This window comes from Pseudomonas sp. BNK-7, assembly GCF_048072025.1.
GTDB classification, from domain to species: Bacteria; Pseudomonadota; Gammaproteobacteria; order Pseudomonadales; family Pseudomonadaceae; genus Aquipseudomonas; species Aquipseudomonas danubii.
On record NZ_CP182252.1, the window covers coordinates 3,690,176 to 3,707,301 of the forward strand.

Annotated in this window: 16 protein-coding genes; 10 read left to right on the plus strand and 6 right to left on the minus strand. The window is 64.1% G+C overall.

Annotated elements, in window-relative coordinates; translation table 11 throughout:
* Positions 1-57 precede the first annotated feature (57 nt).
* Complete coding sequence (locus tag ACMGF8_RS17165) at positions 58-3,105, minus strand: aminotransferase class III-fold pyridoxal phosphate-dependent enzyme (protein ID WP_416756846.1); 3,048 nt, start codon at positions 3,103-3,105, stop codon at positions 58-60.
* 139 nt (positions 3,106-3,244) lie between these two features.
* On the opposite strand from ACMGF8_RS17165, the gene ACMGF8_RS17170 reads away from it, so the two are divergent.
* The 6 genes from ACMGF8_RS17170 (at position 3,245) to ACMGF8_RS17195 (ending at position 9,191) form a co-directional block, all read left to right on the plus strand.
* On the plus strand, positions 3,245-3,685 hold the full coding sequence (locus tag ACMGF8_RS17170; RefSeq protein WP_102864225.1) for an Lrp/AsnC family transcriptional regulator: 441 nt from the start codon (positions 3,245-3,247) through the stop codon (positions 3,683-3,685).
* Between the two features lie 211 nt (positions 3,686-3,896).
* On the plus strand, positions 3,897-4,403 hold the full coding sequence (locus tag ACMGF8_RS17175) for a sigma-70 family RNA polymerase sigma factor (RefSeq protein WP_110595868.1): 507 nt from the start codon (positions 3,897-3,899) through the stop codon (positions 4,401-4,403).
* Entirely contained in the window at positions 4,400-5,365 is a 966-nt protein-coding gene (locus ACMGF8_RS17180) for a FecR domain-containing protein (protein ID WP_416756848.1), read from the plus strand. Before ACMGF8_RS17175 ends, ACMGF8_RS17180 begins: the two co-directional genes overlap by 4 nt.
* Before the next feature lie 96 nt (positions 5,366-5,461).
* Positions 5,462-8,296, plus strand: a complete 2,835-nt coding sequence (locus ACMGF8_RS17185; protein ID WP_416756849.1) for a TonB-dependent receptor domain-containing protein — start codon at positions 5,462-5,464, stop codon at positions 8,294-8,296.
* Between the two features lie 103 nt (positions 8,297-8,399).
* Positions 8,400-8,864, plus strand: coding sequence for a DUF3429 domain-containing protein (locus ACMGF8_RS17190; RefSeq protein WP_102864229.1), 465 nt, complete (start codon positions 8,400-8,402; stop codon positions 8,862-8,864).
* A 165-nt stretch (positions 8,865-9,029) separates the two neighbouring features.
* The gene (locus ACMGF8_RS17195) at positions 9,030-9,191 is read left to right on the plus strand and encodes a DUF2986 domain-containing protein (RefSeq protein WP_115582149.1); all 162 of its coding nucleotides are present in this window, start codon (positions 9,030-9,032) and stop codon (positions 9,189-9,191) included.
* Between the two features lie 145 nt (positions 9,192-9,336).
* Here ACMGF8_RS17195 and ACMGF8_RS17200 read toward each other — a convergent pair whose 3' ends face one another.
* The gene (locus ACMGF8_RS17200) at positions 9,337-9,567 is read right to left on the minus strand and encodes a hypothetical protein (protein ID WP_207815394.1); all 231 of its coding nucleotides are present in this window, start codon (positions 9,565-9,567) and stop codon (positions 9,337-9,339) included.
* Between the two features lie 279 nt (positions 9,568-9,846).
* Between ACMGF8_RS17200 and ACMGF8_RS17205 the strand changes: the two genes are divergently transcribed.
* Positions 9,847-10,539, plus strand: a complete 693-nt coding sequence (locus ACMGF8_RS17205) for a tRNA (adenine(22)-N(1))-methyltransferase (protein ID WP_277989245.1) — start codon at positions 9,847-9,849, stop codon at positions 10,537-10,539.
* Between the two features lie 62 nt (positions 10,540-10,601).
* Here ACMGF8_RS17205 and arsH read toward each other — a convergent pair whose 3' ends face one another.
* Genes arsH through ACMGF8_RS17220 form a run of 3 tightly spaced genes read right to left on the minus strand, consistent with a single transcriptional unit; the run spans position 10,602 to position 12,193 of the window.
* On the minus strand, positions 10,602-11,294 hold the full coding sequence (gene arsH / locus ACMGF8_RS17210; RefSeq protein WP_102864577.1) for an arsenical resistance protein ArsH: 693 nt from the start codon (positions 11,292-11,294) through the stop codon (positions 10,602-10,604).
* 24 nt (positions 11,295-11,318) lie between these two features.
* Positions 11,319-11,789 (minus strand): arsenate reductase ArsC, encoded by a 471-nt coding sequence (locus ACMGF8_RS17215; RefSeq protein WP_207167466.1) that lies wholly within the window; start codon positions 11,787-11,789, stop codon positions 11,319-11,321.
* Between the two features lie 59 nt (positions 11,790-11,848).
* Positions 11,849-12,193, minus strand: a complete 345-nt coding sequence (locus tag ACMGF8_RS17220) for a metalloregulator ArsR/SmtB family transcription factor (RefSeq protein ID WP_060838705.1) — start codon at positions 12,191-12,193, stop codon at positions 11,849-11,851.
* 223 nt (positions 12,194-12,416) lie between these two features.
* Between ACMGF8_RS17220 and ACMGF8_RS17225 the strand changes: the two genes are divergently transcribed.
* Positions 12,417-13,286 (plus strand): hypothetical protein, encoded by an 870-nt coding sequence (locus ACMGF8_RS17225; protein ID WP_060838706.1) that lies wholly within the window; start codon positions 12,417-12,419, stop codon positions 13,284-13,286.
* 159 nt (positions 13,287-13,445) lie between these two features.
* On the opposite strand, the gene ACMGF8_RS17230 is transcribed toward ACMGF8_RS17225, so the two are convergent.
* Complete coding sequence (locus ACMGF8_RS17230; RefSeq protein ID WP_102864235.1) at positions 13,446-13,958, minus strand: ClbS/DfsB family four-helix bundle protein; 513 nt, start codon at positions 13,956-13,958, stop codon at positions 13,446-13,448.
* A gap of 139 nt (positions 13,959-14,097) precedes the next feature.
* Here ACMGF8_RS17230 and ACMGF8_RS17235 point away from each other — a divergent pair, with 139 nt between their 5' ends.
* Both ACMGF8_RS17235 and valS read left to right on the plus strand, forming a co-directional pair.
* The gene (locus ACMGF8_RS17235) at positions 14,098-14,385 is read left to right on the plus strand and encodes a barstar family protein (RefSeq protein ID WP_060838708.1); all 288 of its coding nucleotides are present in this window, start codon (positions 14,098-14,100) and stop codon (positions 14,383-14,385) included.
* A 95-nt stretch (positions 14,386-14,480) separates the two neighbouring features.
* Positions 14,481-17,045 (plus strand): valine--tRNA ligase, encoded by a 2,565-nt coding sequence (gene valS / locus ACMGF8_RS17240; protein WP_416756852.1) that lies wholly within the window; start codon positions 14,481-14,483, stop codon positions 17,043-17,045.
* The last annotated feature ends 81 nt before the right edge of the window (positions 17,046-17,126 follow it).

A 17,126-nucleotide genomic window follows, 5' to 3' on the forward strand; every position in this document is an offset into this window, starting at 1 on the left:
GCCGACACTATGTCGGCCAGGCACGCAGGCTGTCACTCGTGCGCCGATCCGGGCGCTCTAGCGCAGGGCCGCCTTGAAGCTGTCGTCCAGCACCTCGAGCAGGAAGTCGGCATTCTTGTGACTGAAAATCATCGACGGGCGCATTTTCAACACGTTGTCATGGGGGCCTTCGGTGCCGATCAGAACGCCACGCTCCCGGGCGCCATCGGCAACCTTTTTCGCCAGTTGCGTGGCCGGAGCCTTGCTCTGGCGATCGGTGACCAGCTCGATCCCGAGAAACAGCCCCAACCCGCGTACATCGCCAATGGCATCGTAGCGTTGCTGCAGTGTGCGAAAGCCGTCGAGCAGGTAATTGCCCACCCTCAGTGCGTTGAGTTTCAGGTTGTCGCGCTCGATCACATCGAGAACGCTGAGCCCCACGGCACATGAAACCGGGCTGCCGGCGAAGGTATTGAAGTACTCCATGCCGTTGTTGAAGCTGTCGGCTATTTCGCGGGTGGTCACCACCGCCGACATCGGATGGCCGTTGCCAATGGGCTTGCCCATGGACACCGCATCGGGCACCACGCCCTGGGTTTCAAAGGCCCACCAGTGGCTGCCCACCCGGCCAAAGCCGACCTGGACCTCATCGGCCAGGCACAGCCCGCCCTCGGCGCGAACCATGGCATAGACCTCCTGCAAGTAGTTTTCCGGGAAAAACAGCTGCCCGGCGACACTGGGAATCGACTCCGCCAAAAAGAACGCCGGGGCTCGGCCCTGCCGGCGCATGCTGTCGATCTGCTCGGCAACACTTTGCGCAAAACGCTTGCCCAACTCTTCGAATGGCCAGTCATCCGCTGCGCGGTAAACGTCCGGTACGGCCGCCTCGAATACATGCTCTGCACGGCCCTTGCCGGCCTTGCGCTTGTACTTGTAGGGGCTCAGATCAATCAGCTCCTGGGTGGTGCCGTGGTAGGCCCAATCCAGCACGATGGCATCGTTGCGCCCGGTGTGATTGCGTGCCATGCGCAGCATCAGGCTATTGGCTTCGCTGCCTGAACAGCCAAAGGAGGCGACTGCCAAGCCCTCGGGCAATGTTGCGGTGAGCCGCTCGGCGTATTCCACGATGTTGTCGTGCAGGTAGCGGGTGTTGGTGTTCAGCCGTGAAGCCTGGCGCGCAAGGGCTTGCACCACATCGGGATGGCAGTGGCCGAGGTGGCAGACGTTGTTGAAGCAGTCCAGATAGGCCCGGCCAAAGTTGTCGATCAACCAGACCCCATCACCGCGCACGAACTTGATCGGGTCCGAGTAGGAAATCGACAAGTTGGGCAGCAGCAGTTGCTTACGCTTGGCCACGATCTGCGCTTTGCTCCTGCCTTCCTGGCTATAGGTTTCCGCAGGAATTCCGGCCAGGGTCGAAGTATCCGGGAACAGGTCGGCCCACACCTCAAGATAGGCGCGCTCACCGACGCCGATGAACTCGCTCGCCTTCAACTGGGTGTCGGTGGACATCTGGAAATGCACATGGGGCAGCCAGCCGCCATTTTCCGTGTCCGCGCCCATGTAGCCCACCAGCGCGCCCGCTTCAAGGTGGTCCCCGGGTTTGAGGCGGGTCAGCGCTTCGTGGGCCATGTGCCCCCACAGGGTCAGGAAGGGCGGGCAGCCTTCAGGCGAGTGCTTGAGCATGATCAAACCGCCATAGCCCAGCGGTTCAGGCTCGACCTCGACGCTCTGCACCACACCGGCAAGTGGCGTGTACAGCGGCGTTCCGGCCGGCATGATCAAGTCGACACCCAGGTGCATGATCCGGCGCTCTCCTGCAATGAATCGCGATTCAAAGGCGCTGTCGGTGTAGATGGTCCTGGCTTCGCCCCAGGGCCCGATGCCCAGCGGCACCTGATGTTCAGCTGAGAAATCGTTCCACCACTGGGTCGCCTCTGCCGGGCGCTGCGCGGCGGAAGCGATGGTCATTTCATGGGCGGCATCGGCGAACGGAACAATGGCCTTGTTCAGGGTTGCCGCCGAAGGATGCACGATGTCCGCGAAGGACTGGCGGTGTTCATCCACCCAGCGGCGAATCGCCCCGGCACCTTCTATCGCGTCGTAACCGCAGGCTTTGCGCAGGATCGCCGTCGCCAGGCGCGGGTTCATGCGATCCATCTTTTCCAGCAGGCGCCAGGCCGGGGCTTCGCTGATGGCCAGGTAGGGGTTGTCCTGGGTCTGCTGGTGGCGCGAGGCTGACAAGGTGACGCTGATCACCAGGCGCATGGCGATCAGATTGAACAGCACGTCCAGCTCTTGCGGCTGCAGCGGGTAGCGCTCATGGAAGCCGCCGGTGAGGGCGGCGGCCGCGCCGATGGGGTCTTGCATGTCGAGAATGGCGTAGGCGCAGGTGATGGCGACTTCGGCAATCAGCACCGTGTGCACCGCATCGCCAAAATCGATGATGCCCGAGACCTGCTGGTGGTTTTGCGGGTTGACGAGGATGTTCCAGTCATTGCCGTCGTTGTGAATGACCTGGGTGCGCAAGCGCGCAAGCTTGGGTTCGACCCGGGTTTCGAAATCATCGATGAAGCGCTGCAGAAGGGCGCGTCTGGCGGGGTCCTTGATGAAGTGCAGGCGGGCGCGGGAACGGGCGGCGTGCCGTAGGTCCCAGTCCAGATCGCGGACCGCGCCGGGATGCATGAAGCCCTGAAGGGCACGGTCCATGTCGGCGAATGATTGACCCAGGTTGCGCATGAGTTCGAAGGTGCGCGGGACCTCGGCCAGCGGAGTACCGTGCAACCAGCTCACCAGGCGCACCGCGTGGGTTTCGCCAGAGGGGGCCACGGCCGAGGCGAGTAAATCGCCGGCCAGGCTTTTCTTCAACTGCGGTACGCCAAGCTCGGGGCTGTGATGGGCCAGATGGCTGAGGATGGCGGTCTGCAGCTGGCTTTCAATGGGCGGTTCGCTGGCGTTGACGACTTTCAGAATCCATCCCGCATCGCTTGCTGTGTTCAACCGGAAGTTGCAGTCTCGCTCGCCGTCCAGAGGCGAAGCCGTAGCGATGACATTGAAAAGCTGCTCAGCCAAGTGTTCGGCATCGCGTGGCGAGAACTGCGGGGCGGGGTGGGAAAGGTCGGTCATGGTAATGGTTTTCCAAGTTATTTTTTTCAGTTAGCTTGGCATGCGAAATCTTCGAGGGCAGTAGGTATGCGGTCGGCTTTGGCCTGCATATTGTCGGAATCGACCGGCACAAACTCGGCAGTCAATGTGAGGAGTTTCAATGCGCGACCTGGACGTGAAAGATCGGGAAATACTCGACATTCTTTCTAAAGAGGCGCGGATCGCCCTGAAGGCCCTGGCCGCGAGAATCGGCTTGTCCAGAAGCGCCACCAGCGAGCGCGTCAGCAACCTTGAGCGCAATGGTGTGATCAGGGGCTACCGGGCGGATATCGGCGAAATCGACGCCAACGTGATTCGCGCCATGTTTCTGGTATGCCTGAAACGCACCCCGGCCATCAGCCTGCTGGACATGCTGGCCCAGCACTCGCAGGTGCGCCGCATCTCTTCGGTCAGTGGCCAGTTGGACCTGGTGATCGAGATCGAATCACGCACCATTGATGACCTGAACCGAGTCCGGGATGCCGTGGCCAGCCACGAATCGGTCGAGGACATCACCACCGCCGTGGTCCTTCGCCGCGATATCGATCGACAGACCTCCTGATCCGCCGCGGCGGCAAGACTTGATGGCGCGTGCCTGCGGGAAATGCCGGGCACCGCTCAGACGCAGCTGCAATCCACGCTTGGCACCTGATCCCAGTGGCCTGTCCGTGAAGGCGGGCCTGGCTCTTTACGGCAATCGCAATGTGCCGTGCTGTACAACTCCCATTCGCAAACCATAAAATGAGAAGCATTATCATTAATGCGAATCTCCCATGCACAACCACAGCCTCTCTTCGCCTGTCGCTCAGCTGTATGCGAACCATCACGGCTGGCTGCGTGGCTGGTTGCATCGGCGCCTGGGGCACAGCGCCGATGCCGAGGATTTGGCCCACGACACCTTTATCCGCGTGCTGCGGTCCCAGGAAGATGTGCGTGAGCTGCGCCAGCCCATGGCGTTTCTGGCCACCATCGCCAATGGCTTGCTGATCAATCGCTGGCGTCGTCAGGCCATCGAGCGGGCTTACCTGGAGGCGCTGGCGGCACGGCCGGTGGGGGAGGAGCCTTCGCCGGAAGAGCGGCATCTGATGATCGAGACCCTGCTGCAGCTGGATTCACTGCTGGTGGGCTTGTCGTCGCGGGTGCGGCAGATTTTCTTTCTGTCCCAGCTCGATGGCTTGACCTACCCGCAGATCGCCGCGCAGTTGGGCCTGACCGTGGCCCAGGTGCAGCGGGCCATGGGCAAGGCGTTCAGCGTCTGCTATGCGAGCCTGTTTGAATGAGTGGCGTCGCGGTCGATCCCCGGGTGCGGGACAGCGCCATTGATTGGCTGGTGCGGATGCAGTCCGGGCTGATGAGCGCCGCGGACCATCAGGCCTTGCAGCAGTGGCGCGAGGCCAGTGCCGAGCATGAGTACGCCTGGCAGCGGGTCAGCGGTTTGCCGCTGATGTTGCAGCCGGGGGCCCATCTGCTGGCGGATGCCACGGCGCGCCGGGCCTTGCAGGCGGCAGGCGCCGATCCGCAACGGCGGCGCCAGGTGCTCAAGTGCCTGTTGGCGCTGGGACTGCTGGGAGGCGTGTCCTGGCAGGGGGCGGATTCCACCCTGGTGCGTTCAGCCTTGGCCGGTTATCGCACCGGCATCGGTGAGCGGCGGCGTTGGGCCCTGGCGGACGGTGGTTCGCTGTGGCTGAACACCGCCAGTGCGGTGAACCTGGACTTGAGTGCGGGGCCGCGCAGCGTGCAGTTGATCGAGGGCGAGCTGGCCCTGGATACCCCGGCCGGATCGGCCTCCCTGCAACTGCAAACGCCGGATGCGCTGTTGTACAGCCAGGGCGCCCATCTGCTGGTGCGCCATGATCGCCAGGGCACTCAGGTGACCGTGCTGCGCGGGTTGGTACAGGTCAGTGCCCGGCAGCCGTCGACCCCGCTGCCCTTGCAGGCTGGCTGGCAAACCCGGGTCGATGGCCGGGGAGTCGGGCGGCCGACTTCCATCGATGTGTTTCTGGCCCAGGCCTGGATGCGCGGCATCCTGCCCGCCGAGCGCATGCGCCTGGATCAATTGCTGGCAGAGCTTTCGCGCTATCGTCCGGGCTTTTTACGTTGCAGCGAAGCGGTTGCCGCTTTGCGGGTGACCGGCAGTTTCCAGCTGGACGACACCGATGGCGCCCTGGCCCTGGTGGCCAATACCCTGCCGGTGCGCATCGAGCGCAGAACCCGTTATTGGGTGACGGTGGTGCCGGCCTGAACTTTTTTTTCACCTGCGCGATAGTTTTTTCGATCTGGCTTGGCCTTCAGGTATTACCCACCGGCACAGGTGGGTTTCGATCCCTAGGAGCCTTGCATGATTTTCCCCGCTCGTGTCTTGCGTACCCATACCTTCGGCCTGCTGTTGCTCAGCCTGCAACCGCTCTACAGCGAGATGGCGCTGGCGGCCGGCGAACGTCACTACAGCATCGGCGCCGGTCCCCTGGACCAGGTGCTGTCGCGGTTTGGCGCCGAGGCGGGGATCAGCCTGGCCGGCAGCGCACTGCTTACGGCGGGCAAGACCAGCCAGGGCCTGCAAGGTGATTTCAATGCCGAAGCGGGCCTCAATCGCCTGCTGGCGGGCACCGGCCTGGGCTACGTGCGCCAGGCCGACGGCGGCTATGCCTTGCGCCTGCGCTCTGATGCGGTGTCGCTGCCGACGCAGAAGATCAAGGGCGAGAGCCCTGACGAGGAGGAGGTGTACCGGGCGCCGCGTTCGTCGGTGTACATCTCCGCCGACGACCTGCAGCGCTTCGGCGTGGTGTCGGTGGGCGACGTGCTCAAGGGCCAGCCCGGGGTGCAGGTCGGCGACAGCCGCAATGGCGGCGGCCTGGATGTGAACATTCGCGGCATCCAGGGCCAGAGCCGGGTGGCGGTGACGGTGGACGGTTCGCAACAGGCGCTGGATGTCTATCGCGGTTATGCCGGCACCCAGCAACGCAGCTACATCGACCCGGACATGATCAGCGACATCGCCATCGACAAGGGCCCGAGCCTGACCTCCAGCGCCATTGGCGGCACGGTGAAGATGCGCACCCTCGGCGTCGGCGACATCCTCAAGGACGGTCAGCATGTCGGCCTGCGGCTCAAGGGCGATGTCTGGAACAATGGCGTGGCGCCGGCCCGTCGCGACCCTCATTCGAAGACCGAGGATCTGTACGCGGAGCCGCACCAGAGCCGCGGCGGGCTGTTCGGCTCGGACGCGGAGTCCGGCAGTGCCGCGTTTGCCTACAGCCATGACTTGTTCGATGTGGTGGCGGCCTACGCCCAGCGCAACCAGGGCAACTATTTCGCCGGCAAGAAGGGCCAGGATCGCTACCGCACCTTTGACCGCTACGGCGATGAAGAGACCAGCGTGGCCACCACCTACAATGCCGGGGAAGAGGTGCTCAACTCCTCGTCGAAGACCCAATCGTGGCTGCTCAAGACCACCCTGCGCCCAGCGGACGGCCACAGCTTCGACCTCGGCTACCGGCGCTATGACGGGCGCATCGGCGAGATCATGCCCTCGGACATCTTCCGTTTCGGCACCGGTGGCATCTATCAGTACCCTCTGGGCCACACCCAGATCGACACCTACACCGCGCGCTACAACTACCTGCCCGCGGACAATCCGCTGCTGGACCTGACTGCCGACCTGTGGCTGACCGATGCGCAGACCAGCCAGTTGAGCGCCTGGTCGGCACCGGCGTCCCAGGCCTATCGCACGGACCGTTCCTGGGCCCGCCAGGCCAACCGCCGCACGGGCGGCGGTCTGGCCAATACCTCGCGTTTTAGCACCGACTACGGCGACTTGAAGCTGGACCTGGGCGGCTCGTTCCAGCTGGAAGAACTGCGTCCGCAGAAGGGCGTGGTCACCACCCAGGACGACATCAACGCCAACCGCAGCTTGCGCGAAGGCTCGCGACAGGAGTTCAGCTTCAACGGCAAGCTGGAATACCAGCCGGTGGAGCGCCTGACGCTGTGGGGCGGCGGTCGTTACACCCATTATCGCAGCAAGGACCATGTGGCCAATGCCACGGCGCGCAGAGAGGAACGCGAACACAGGTACGTGACCGTCTCCAGGCCCGGCGACTATGGCTACCTGATGTGGTTCCCGGACCAGAACGGGCGCTACACCGATGCCACCGATCCACGCTTGAACAACGGCATTGTCTTCAACAACACCAACTACCCGTTCGAGGGCACGCCCTATAACCAGTACGGCGCCACCGATACCGAGGTGGGGGATTCGCAAGTGGATCGGGTGGTCACCGGCTACAACTATTCCGGCAAGGACAGCAACAGTGGCGGCGCCTTTGCCCCGGCGTTCGGCATCAATCTCGAGGTGCTGCCGGACACCTTCGTCTATGCCTCCTACACCCAGGGCTTTCGCATGCCTTCGCTGTTCGAAACCGGCTACGGCGTGCAGCAGACCACCCCCGGCAAGGGCCTCAAGCCCGAGCGTTCAAGCAACTGGGAGATCGGCGCCAGCACCTTGCACAAGGGACTGTTGGTGGATGACGATGCGGCGGCGATCAAGCTCGCCTACTTCAACAACAGCATCAAAAACTACATCACCCGCTACTACGACCCGAGCCCGGGCCTGTGGGGCCTGATGCGCTTCAGCAACACCGACAGCTACACCACCCGCGGCCTGGAACTGCAGACCCACTACGATGCCGGGCGGGTGTTTGCCGACCTGTCGTCCACCTACTACCTGAAGACCGAAACCTGCGACGCGGCCTTCGCCGCCACCCTGCGCGCCACCAGCAACCCCTACCGGAAAACCGCCGACACCCCGGACTGCACCCCGGGCAGCTTCATGGGGTCCTACACCAACACCCAGAACCCGCCGCGCTTTGCCGGCAACCTGACCACCGGCCTGCGCTTCTTCGACCAGAGCCTGACCCTCGGCACGCGGATTACCTACACCTCGGGGCCCACCGTCACCGCCGACAAGCCCTGGCAGACCGGCGCCACCACGCCACAGCTGAACTACCGCGAAGTGGCGCTGGTCGATCTGTTCCTCAACTACAAGCTGCAGGAACACGCCAGCCTCAACGTATCGCTGCAAAACCTCACGGATCGCTACTACCTGGACCCGCTGGCGCAGAGCTTCATGCCGGCGCCGGGGCGCACGCTGCGGGTGGGGATGCAGGCGAAGTTCTGAGGGGCCGGCAGTGGCCTGCCGGTTGCGGTGAGTCAACGCGATGGCCATTCAGAGGGCGCTTTTGCGGCTACAGTTTTCAGTGCCCTGATTGAGAGGAATCCAGATGAACCTTTTGTCTTCTGTATCGCCACCCAAGCCTGTTGCCCTGCTGGGTTATGGCGGTTTGCTGCCGTTTCTCGGGCTGGCGTTGCTGGCCGTGGTTGCGCACGGACAGCGGCTGTTGTGGTGCCAGGCCCTGGTCAGTTACGGGGCGGTGATCCTGAGTTTTGTCGGAGCCCTGCATTGGGGCTTTGCCATGATCGCTCCCGGCATGAACGCGCAGCAGCGTCACACACGCTTTATTTGGAGCATCGTCCCTGCGCTGATGGGCTGGGTTGCCACTTTGCTGCCGCTGTCATGGGGCGGGCTGTTATTGATTGGCGGATTCTTTGCGCACGGGTGGCATGACCGGCAGCTCTCGCAGGTCATGCACCTACCGGCCTGGTACCTGCCGATGCGTTTGCGACTGACCATCGTGGCCAGCGCCTGCCTACTGCTGGGTGTGCTCGTGATGGCCATCGGGGGTTAAGCGCGACGTTCAACTGCCGCCTCCCACCGAAGGGGCGGTGGTTGAAGCAACAGGCATCGCTGAGCAAGGGCGCAAAGGATCATTCGCTGGATCGGCAAAGAGTTACCAGCCCCGGCGAGCGGCGGCTGATATCATTCCGGCACTTAAAAAGCCGGGTAGCCCCACATGAATCGTCGCAAGAAAATCCAGCAGCTATTGAAGGCTCACGCCAAGAAGGCCAGCGCCAAACTGGCTCCGCAAAAAAAGTCCAAGTACATCAGCAAGGCTGACCGGGCGAAGCTGGCCACCGAGGCCAATGACGACGCTGTGGTTGTCACTCAGAGCTGATCCATTTGCTTGAAGCCCGATGGACCGTTATCTGGCCGACTTGCGCGACGCTCTCTTTTCTCGGGCGGAGCACGCCTCTGGCCAGCAGAGGCGCGTCCGGGTCAGTTCTACAGAGGGCAGAGCATGGTCTGCACCTTCGATCGATCTAGATCGAGCCGACCGAGCGCAGGTATTTTCGTGCCTGACGGCCGGTGATCTTTTCTGGCTCAAGGACATACAGCGAGCTCCAAAGCGGCGGTAAACCCAGCTCCTCCATGTAGGAAGTGAAGCTGTTGAACGGCTCGGTAGCCATGACTTCGGCAGTGAGCCACAGCGACTCGCACTCTTGGCAAACGTACAGAATCCCCTGTGTTGCCCGCACTTGAACCTTGGTCACTTCGCCTTGTTCGCATTCTGGACAGAGCATTTTTTTTAGCCCGCAAATGGGCGCGGAGTCTATCACTGACCAGGGTGCACGCTGCCAGCAACGAAGGTCTGCTTCTGCTCAGAAACCCGCCATGCAGGACGGTGCTTTCGACCCCGTCCGGAGTGGGCCCTCTGTGCACCACATCCCAGGTTTTGGTCGCATAAATTTGAAAAGCCCGGCATTGCCCGCCAGAATCGCCCCCCGATCCGGCCCTGGCTGGCGGACGTTTGTGGTGAAAAGGGGCAGCAGTTGAAGCAACAGACATTGTCCATGCGCCTGGCGCGTGTGGCGGCGCATGTGCCGGCCGGTGCGCGGCTGGCCGATATTGGCTCGGATCACGGCTACTTGCCGTTGGCCTTGATCAGCCGCGGCGCCATCGTTGCGGCGGTGGCCGGGGAGGTGGCGTTGACGCCGTTTCGCTCGGCCCAGCGCGCGGTGCGCGAGAGCGGCATGGAGCAGCAGATCGACGTGCGCCTGGCCAACGGTCTGGCCGCGATCGAACCGACAGACGGGATCACCGCGATCAGCCTCTGTGGCATGGGCGGCGAGACCATCCGTGACATCCTCGACGGCGGCCAGGCGCGCTTGAGCGGTGAGGAGCGTCTGATCCTGCAGCCCAACGGCGGCGAGCAGCCGTTGCGCCAATGGCTGATGGAGCATGACTACCAGATCCTCGCCGAGGAAGTGCTGCGAGAGAACCGCTTCGACTACGAAATCATCGTCGCCGAGCGCGTCGGGCCGGTGCAGTACAGTGCCCGGGAGCTGTACTTTGGCCCGCTGCAGATGCAGGCCCGCAGCCCGGCGTTCCTGGCCAAGTGGCAGCGCCTGCTGCGGCTGAAGCAGCGCACCCTGGCCAATTTCACTCAAGCCCAGGCCGTGCCCGAGGACAAGGTGCAAGAGGTCGTCCGCCAGACGCAATGGATCAGCGAATTGCTGGCTTGAGCCGGCGCTTCAAGTGGGCCGCAATGTCCGGGCCCCAGCGAGAGGGCACGGGGATCGTGCTCTCAGATCGAACGCTGGTTGACCCGGGCCATGAGTTGCTCGGCGCTTTCCTTGCGCTCCGAGTAGCGATCCACCAGGAACGCTTGCTGGTCCCGTAGCACAAGGGTGAACTTCACCAGCTCCTCCATCACGTCGACGACTCGGTCGTAGTAGGCCGAGGGTTTCATCCGCCCCGACTCGTCAAATTCCAGGTAGGCCTTCGGCACCGAGGATTGATTGGGGATGGTGAACATGCGCATCCAGCGGCCCAGCACCCGCAGCTGATTGACCACGTTGAACGACTGCGAGCCGCCGCACACTTGCATCACCGCCAGGGTCTTGCCCTGGGTCGGGCGCACGGCACCGAGCTCCAGGGGAATCCAGTCGATCTGTGCCTTGAACACCGCCGACATCGCGCCGTGGCGTTCCGGCGAGCACCAGACCTGACCTTCGGACCATTGCACCAGGTCCCGCAGTTGTTGAACCTTGGGATGGTCCACGGGAGCGTCGTCGGGCAGGGGCAATCCGGACGGATCGAAGATCCGGGTTTCGGCACCTAAGTGCTGCAGCAGGCGCGCGGCTTCTTCGACCAGCAGGCGGCTGAACGAGCGCTCCCGGGTCGAGCCGTACAGCAGCAGGATGCGCGGTTTGTGCTCGGGCCTGGCGTGCTTGCCATCGAGCAGGGAGAGGTCGAGGTTGGGCAGGTGTTCTGACAGGTGTTCTGACATGTAGCCTCCAGCTCAGAGTGTGCCGATACGGTTCAACTCGTGCTGCAGTTGCTCACGGCTGAGGTGGTTGAAAGGCAGGCCCAGGAAGGCCCGGCAACGTAGCTCGATGTGCGCCAGGGTGGCGCGGAAGGCGGCGTCGACGCAGGCTTCGTCACCCCGGACGTCGGAGGGATCTTCCAGGTTCCAGTGGGCCTTGAGTGCGGGGCCGAAGTACACCGGGCAGGCCTCGCCCGCCGCCTTGTCGCAGACGGTAATCACGATGTCGGGCGGGTTGTCGGCGAAGGCGTCGTTGCCCTTGCTGTACAGGCCGGCGGTGGCGATACCGGCCTGCTCCAAGGTGGCCAGGCTGCGGGGCAGCACCTGGCCCCTGGGAAAACTGCCGGAACTCAGGGCCTGGAAACCCTGGGGTGCCAGGTGGTTGAACAGGGCTTCACAGAGGATGCTGCGGCAGCTATTGGCTGTGCACATGAACAGGACTCGCATGGGGTATTCCTTGCGCTGTGGGCGGATGTCAAAGGCTCAAGACTCACGGGGTTGCGTTATCAGCAGCAGGCGGCGCGGACCGGGCGTCCCTCCATGTGCTGCAGGCGCAAGGCGTTGTCGCGCAGCCAGTCGCTGTTGGCCCGGAAGGTCACTTGCAGGATTTCCCCGACCCAGGCCGGCAGCTGCGGGTTGAGGCGGTAATAGACCCATTGCCCCTGGCGCCGGTCGAGCAGCAGGCCGCTGCTGCGCAATTGGGCGAGATGACGGCTGATCTTTGGCTGGCTGTCGTCGAGGGCGCACATCAACTCGCAGACACACAGCTCACCCTGGTTGGCGATCAGCAGGGTGGCGCGGGCGCGGGTTTCGTCGGCAAGGCTCTTGAAGACCTCCGGGGGCGTGATCATGGAACGAAGCTCGTATATATGGAGGCGCAAATATATGGAAAATCATATGTGTTGTGCAAGCGTCGCGGGGACGGCCGTTGGGTTGCGGCCGGGATCAGGGGCTGACCGTTCAGGCGGTCGACACTTGTGGCTGGCGAAACCGGGTCTATATGATCGCCACGTTGTGCCATCCGCGGCCGGTCTGGCCGGCGGTATTTTCGGACTCTACAGGGACGTGCGATTGATGAAATGCAGATTCGGGAAAGGTCTGGGCGATAGCCTGGGCAAGACGTTGGCGGGTTGGGGCGTGGCCGGCTTGGCCCTTGCGTTGCCGTTGCTGGCCCAGGCCGGGCCGGCGCCGATTCCCCCCGGCGCGGTACTGGCGGTGATGCAGAACGTCGAGGTGCCCGACCAGGATGAGGAAGTGGAACTCCAGGACGGCGTCACCGCGACCTTCTGGTACGGCCAGGAGCTGGACTTGGACGGCAAGCACTACTACGCCACCTTTGTCTGGCACACCCGTGACAGCGCGGCCCGCCAGGGCGAGGACTTTGCCGCGCCCGAGGTCCAGGTCCGGCTGGCGGATGCGACCTTCGAACTCACCCACCCGGGCCAGACGCCGGCCTATTCCATCCGCAGCATCGAACGCAAGATCGGTTTCTTCGGTGGCCGGGAAAAACCCGAGGAAGTGGACAGCAAGCGCCAGGCCGTGCAGCACCGCACCGCCGATGGCCGGCTGTTGCTGGCAGTGCCCACCGCCACGTTCGACGACGGCGTGGTGACCAAGGGCTACACGATGTTGCTGTTCAACCCGAACAAGAAGCCGGAAGACGATGGCTGGGTCTGGTCCTATCTGGGGCAGGTGCGCACCGGCGAGGACAACTCCGCCGCTTGTGACGAGGGCGCGGTAATGCCCTGTATCGGCAGCGACGGCGAGTTGAATTTTGTTGCCGGCCAGGGGCCATTGCCGCAGGTGCAGGTCAAGGTCAGCGGCACCACCTTCCAGGGCCCGGGTAAAATCCGCTCGCTGGCCGCGGCCGATAACCTGACCTACGTCTACGACAGCAAGACCCAGCAGTACACCAGCCAGGAACTGGCGGCGCGGCAGCCATGAATCCGCCGGCGGCATGAGCCGCCGCCGGGCCTCGGCGCCGGGCGTGCCCAGGCCTTTGCTCCGCCGGGGACTGCACCGGCGACAGACGCCGATGCTGACGGTCGAACCCGTGTTGCACAGGGGCGCGCGCAGTCAGCGCGCCCGGTGGCGTCGCTGCGGTCATGGGGCACTGTGCTGCTTGAGCCAGCGGCGCAAGCGTCCGCGGGCGTTGGCGTAGGGCGCGGCGGTGTTGAGCTGGATCATCCGGCCCAGGGTCCACTTTGCGTACCAGGGGCATTGATAGAGCGCGGCATTGTCACGCTGCCGAATCAGGCTGACGATTCGTTGCTTGGCCGCGTCGAGGCGTTGGCGCTTTTGCGGGTAGGCCATGGCGGCATAGTCGCGGTAGAACTTCTGCGCGAGCGGGCCCAGCTGGTTCCACTTGAAGCCGACAGCCGGAAAGGCCATGGGCAGGCCGGCCAGGTCCTTTTCCAGCCAGTCCAGTACCCGCTCGTTCCAGCCCAGCAGGTAGGCCACCAGTTCGGAGACGCTGATCTGCGTGCCCTTGACGTGGCCTTCCAGGCTGCGTTCGTCGACCCGCGCCGGGGGCACTTGATCCAGCACCTGGCTCAAGGCATTGAAGTGGCTGTCGATGGCCTTGAGCAGTTGTTCCTTGTCCTGGGGAATCGCCATGATCGTTGTTCCTGTGCGGCGAAAGCCCGGAGTGTGCCAGCGATTGGCCGCTGCTGCCTGCGCTGCATCAACGCCTGCCAGGATGGGCCCCGGCATCGGGTATGCTGGCGGCCGATGAACCTGTGCAGAGGCACGCAACATGACTCGCCCGCAGTTGCTGGAAATCGATGTACGCGACCTGGTCACGGCCCGTGAGCTGCACCTGGCCTTGCGCGATGCCTTGGGCTTGCCCCAGTGGTATGGCTGCAACTGGGATGCCTTCTGGGATGCCATTTCCGGGCTGGTGGAGATGCCGCTGCAGTTGCGCATCAGCGGCTGGCACAGCCTCTCCCGACGCTTGCCGGACGATGCGCGGCTGATGGAACAATGCCTGCGGCGCCTGCAGACCCAGTACCCGGCATGGGCTGCGCAACTGCAGTTCGATTAAGGCGCAATGCAAAAAGCCGCGCCCGGGCGATTTACTAATGCCGCGCAATCCTCTATAAATTTTCCCCTCGGCGCCGACCTTTGCGGCGCCACCGGGTGATAACAGGAGGATGCTATGTCACCGTTAAACGTGTAACCGCAACGCTTTGCCCCATCGCCACACCCTCGCTTGAACACCTCGAAACACGCTGGTCCCAGCGCTGGCTGGAAGAGGGCACCTACGCCTTCGATCGCAGTGCCACCCGGGACGCGGTCTACTCCATCGACACACCGCCACCCACGGCCTCGGGCTCGTTGCACGTCGGCCATGTGTTCAGCTACACCCACACCGACATCATCGCGCGCTTTCAACGCATGCGCGGCAAGGCCGTGTTCTATCCCATGGGCTGGGACGACAACGGCTTGCCCACCGAGCGCCGGGTCGAGAACTACTACGGCGTGCGCTGTGATCCCCAGGCGCCTTACCAGCCGCAGTTGCAGCCACCGGCCCGGGTCGCTGAGCGGCGTGCCGACTATGCGGCGATCAGCCGACGCAACTTTGTCGAGCTGTGCCACCGCTTGACCGCCCTCGACGAGCAGGCCTTTCGCCGCTTGTTCATGCAACTGGGCCTGTCGGTGGACTGGGGCCTGACCTACGCCACCATCGATGAGCGTGCGCAACGGGTCAGCCAGCGCGCCTTGCTGCGCAACTACCAGCGCGGCGAGCTCTACAGCCAGCAGGCTCCCTGCCTGTGGGACCTGACCTTCCAGACCGCCGTGGCCCAGGCTGAACTTGAGGAACGGGAGGTGGCGGGGGCGTATCACGACCTGCGGTTCCAGGGCATCGAAGGTGAGGATTTATGCATTGCCACCACCCGCCCCGAATTGCTCGCGGCCTGCGTGGCGCTGGTGGCGCATCCGGATGACCCGCGTTACCAGGGACGCTTCGGCCAATACCTGCGTTCGCCGTTGTTCGAGGTCGAGGTGCCGTTGCTGGCCCACGCCCTGGCCGATCCGCAGAAGGGCAGCGGGCTGGCGATGGTCTGTACCTTTGGCGATCTGACCGATGTGCTCTGGTGGCGCGAGCTGCAGTTGCCCACCCGCTCGATCATCGAGCCGGACGGTCGGCTGCTGGCCCAGCCACCCGATTGGCTGAGCACGCCGGGCGCGCGTCAGGCCTATGAGGCCCTGGCGGGGTGCAGTTTGCCCCAGGCCCGCAAGTTGATACTGCCGATGTTGCGTGAATGTGGCGCTTTGCTTGGCGAACCGCGGCCGATCCGTCACGCGGTGAAGTTCTTCGAGAAGGGCGACCAGCCTCTGGAGATTGTCGCCACGCGCCAATGGTACTTGCGCAACGGTGGGCGCAGCGCTGAGCTGCGCCAGCAGTTGCTCGGCCGCGGCCAATCCCTGGAGTGGCATCCGCCGTTCATGCGCAGTCGTTACGAGCACTGGGTCGGCGGCCTCAATGGCGACTGGCTGATCAGCCGGCAGCGGGTGTTCGGCGTGCCGATTCCGTTCTGGTATCCCCTGGATGCCCAGGGCGTAGCGGACTACGCCAGGCCGATCCTGGCGGACGAAACCTCACTGCCGGTGGACCCGACCCTGGACACGCCAGCGGGCTACCGCCCCGAGCAACGCGGCCAGCCCCATGGCTTTATCGGCGAGCGCGACATCATGGACACCTGGGCCACCAGTTCCCTGACCCCGCAGATCGCCGCCGGCTGGGAGGAGGACGAGGATCTGTTTCAGCGCGTCTACCCCATGGACCTGCGCCCCCAGGGCCACGACATCATCCGTACCTGGCTGTTTTCGACCCTGGTGCGCAGCCACTTCGAGGCGGCCGCGGTGCCCTGGAAGCATGTGGCGCTGTCGGGCTGGATCCTCGATCCGGACCGCAAGAAGATGTCCAAGTCGCGGGGCAATGTGGTCACGCCCCAGGGCTTGCTGGAGCAATACGGCAGCGATGCTGTGCGCTATTGGGCGGCCCTCGGGCGCCCGGGCAGCGACACCGCCTTCGAAGAGCAGCAGATGAAGATCGGCCGGCGCCTGGCGCTCAAGCTGTTCAACCTGTCGAAGCTGGTATTCGGCGTGCCAGGCGACCCGCAGGGGCCGGTCGAGCAGAGGCTGGACCAGGCCATGCTGCAACGCCTGGGAGCGGTCACCGCCGCCGCCGAGGCAGCGCTGGAGGGCTACGACTACAGCAGCGCGCTGATCGGCATCGAGGACTTCTTCTGGTGGTTCTGCGATGACTATGTCGAGCTGGTCAAGCGCCGCGCCTATCGGCCCGAGGGGCATTCGGCGCGCAACGCCCTGGCGGCGGCCTTGAGTGTGCTGCAACGCTTGTTCGCACCGTTTCTGCCCTTTGTCTGTGAGGAGGTCTGGCGTTGCTGGCAGCCGGGCTCGGTGCACCGGGCTCCGTGGCCCGAGGCGCAGGTGGCCGAGGACTATGTCGAACCGTTGCTGGAGGCGGTCAGTGCCACGCTGGCGGCCATTCGCAAGGCCAAGTCCGATGCCCAGCAGTCGATGAAGGCCGCAGTGGCGCGCGTTGAGCTGGTGCAGCGCGGGCCGCTGCTGGAGTCCCTGCAATGGGCCCGACAGGACCTGATCGAGGCGGGGCAGGTGGCCAGCCTGGTGTTCATCGAAGGCGCGCAGCCTCAGGTGCGGGTCTGGTTGCAGGATTGACCTGCTCCACCTCGGCGCCCCCATGAAGCGTCAGCTGCGTGGGGGCGCCCCGGCAGGATGAATCTTGTCGTGATCTGAGCG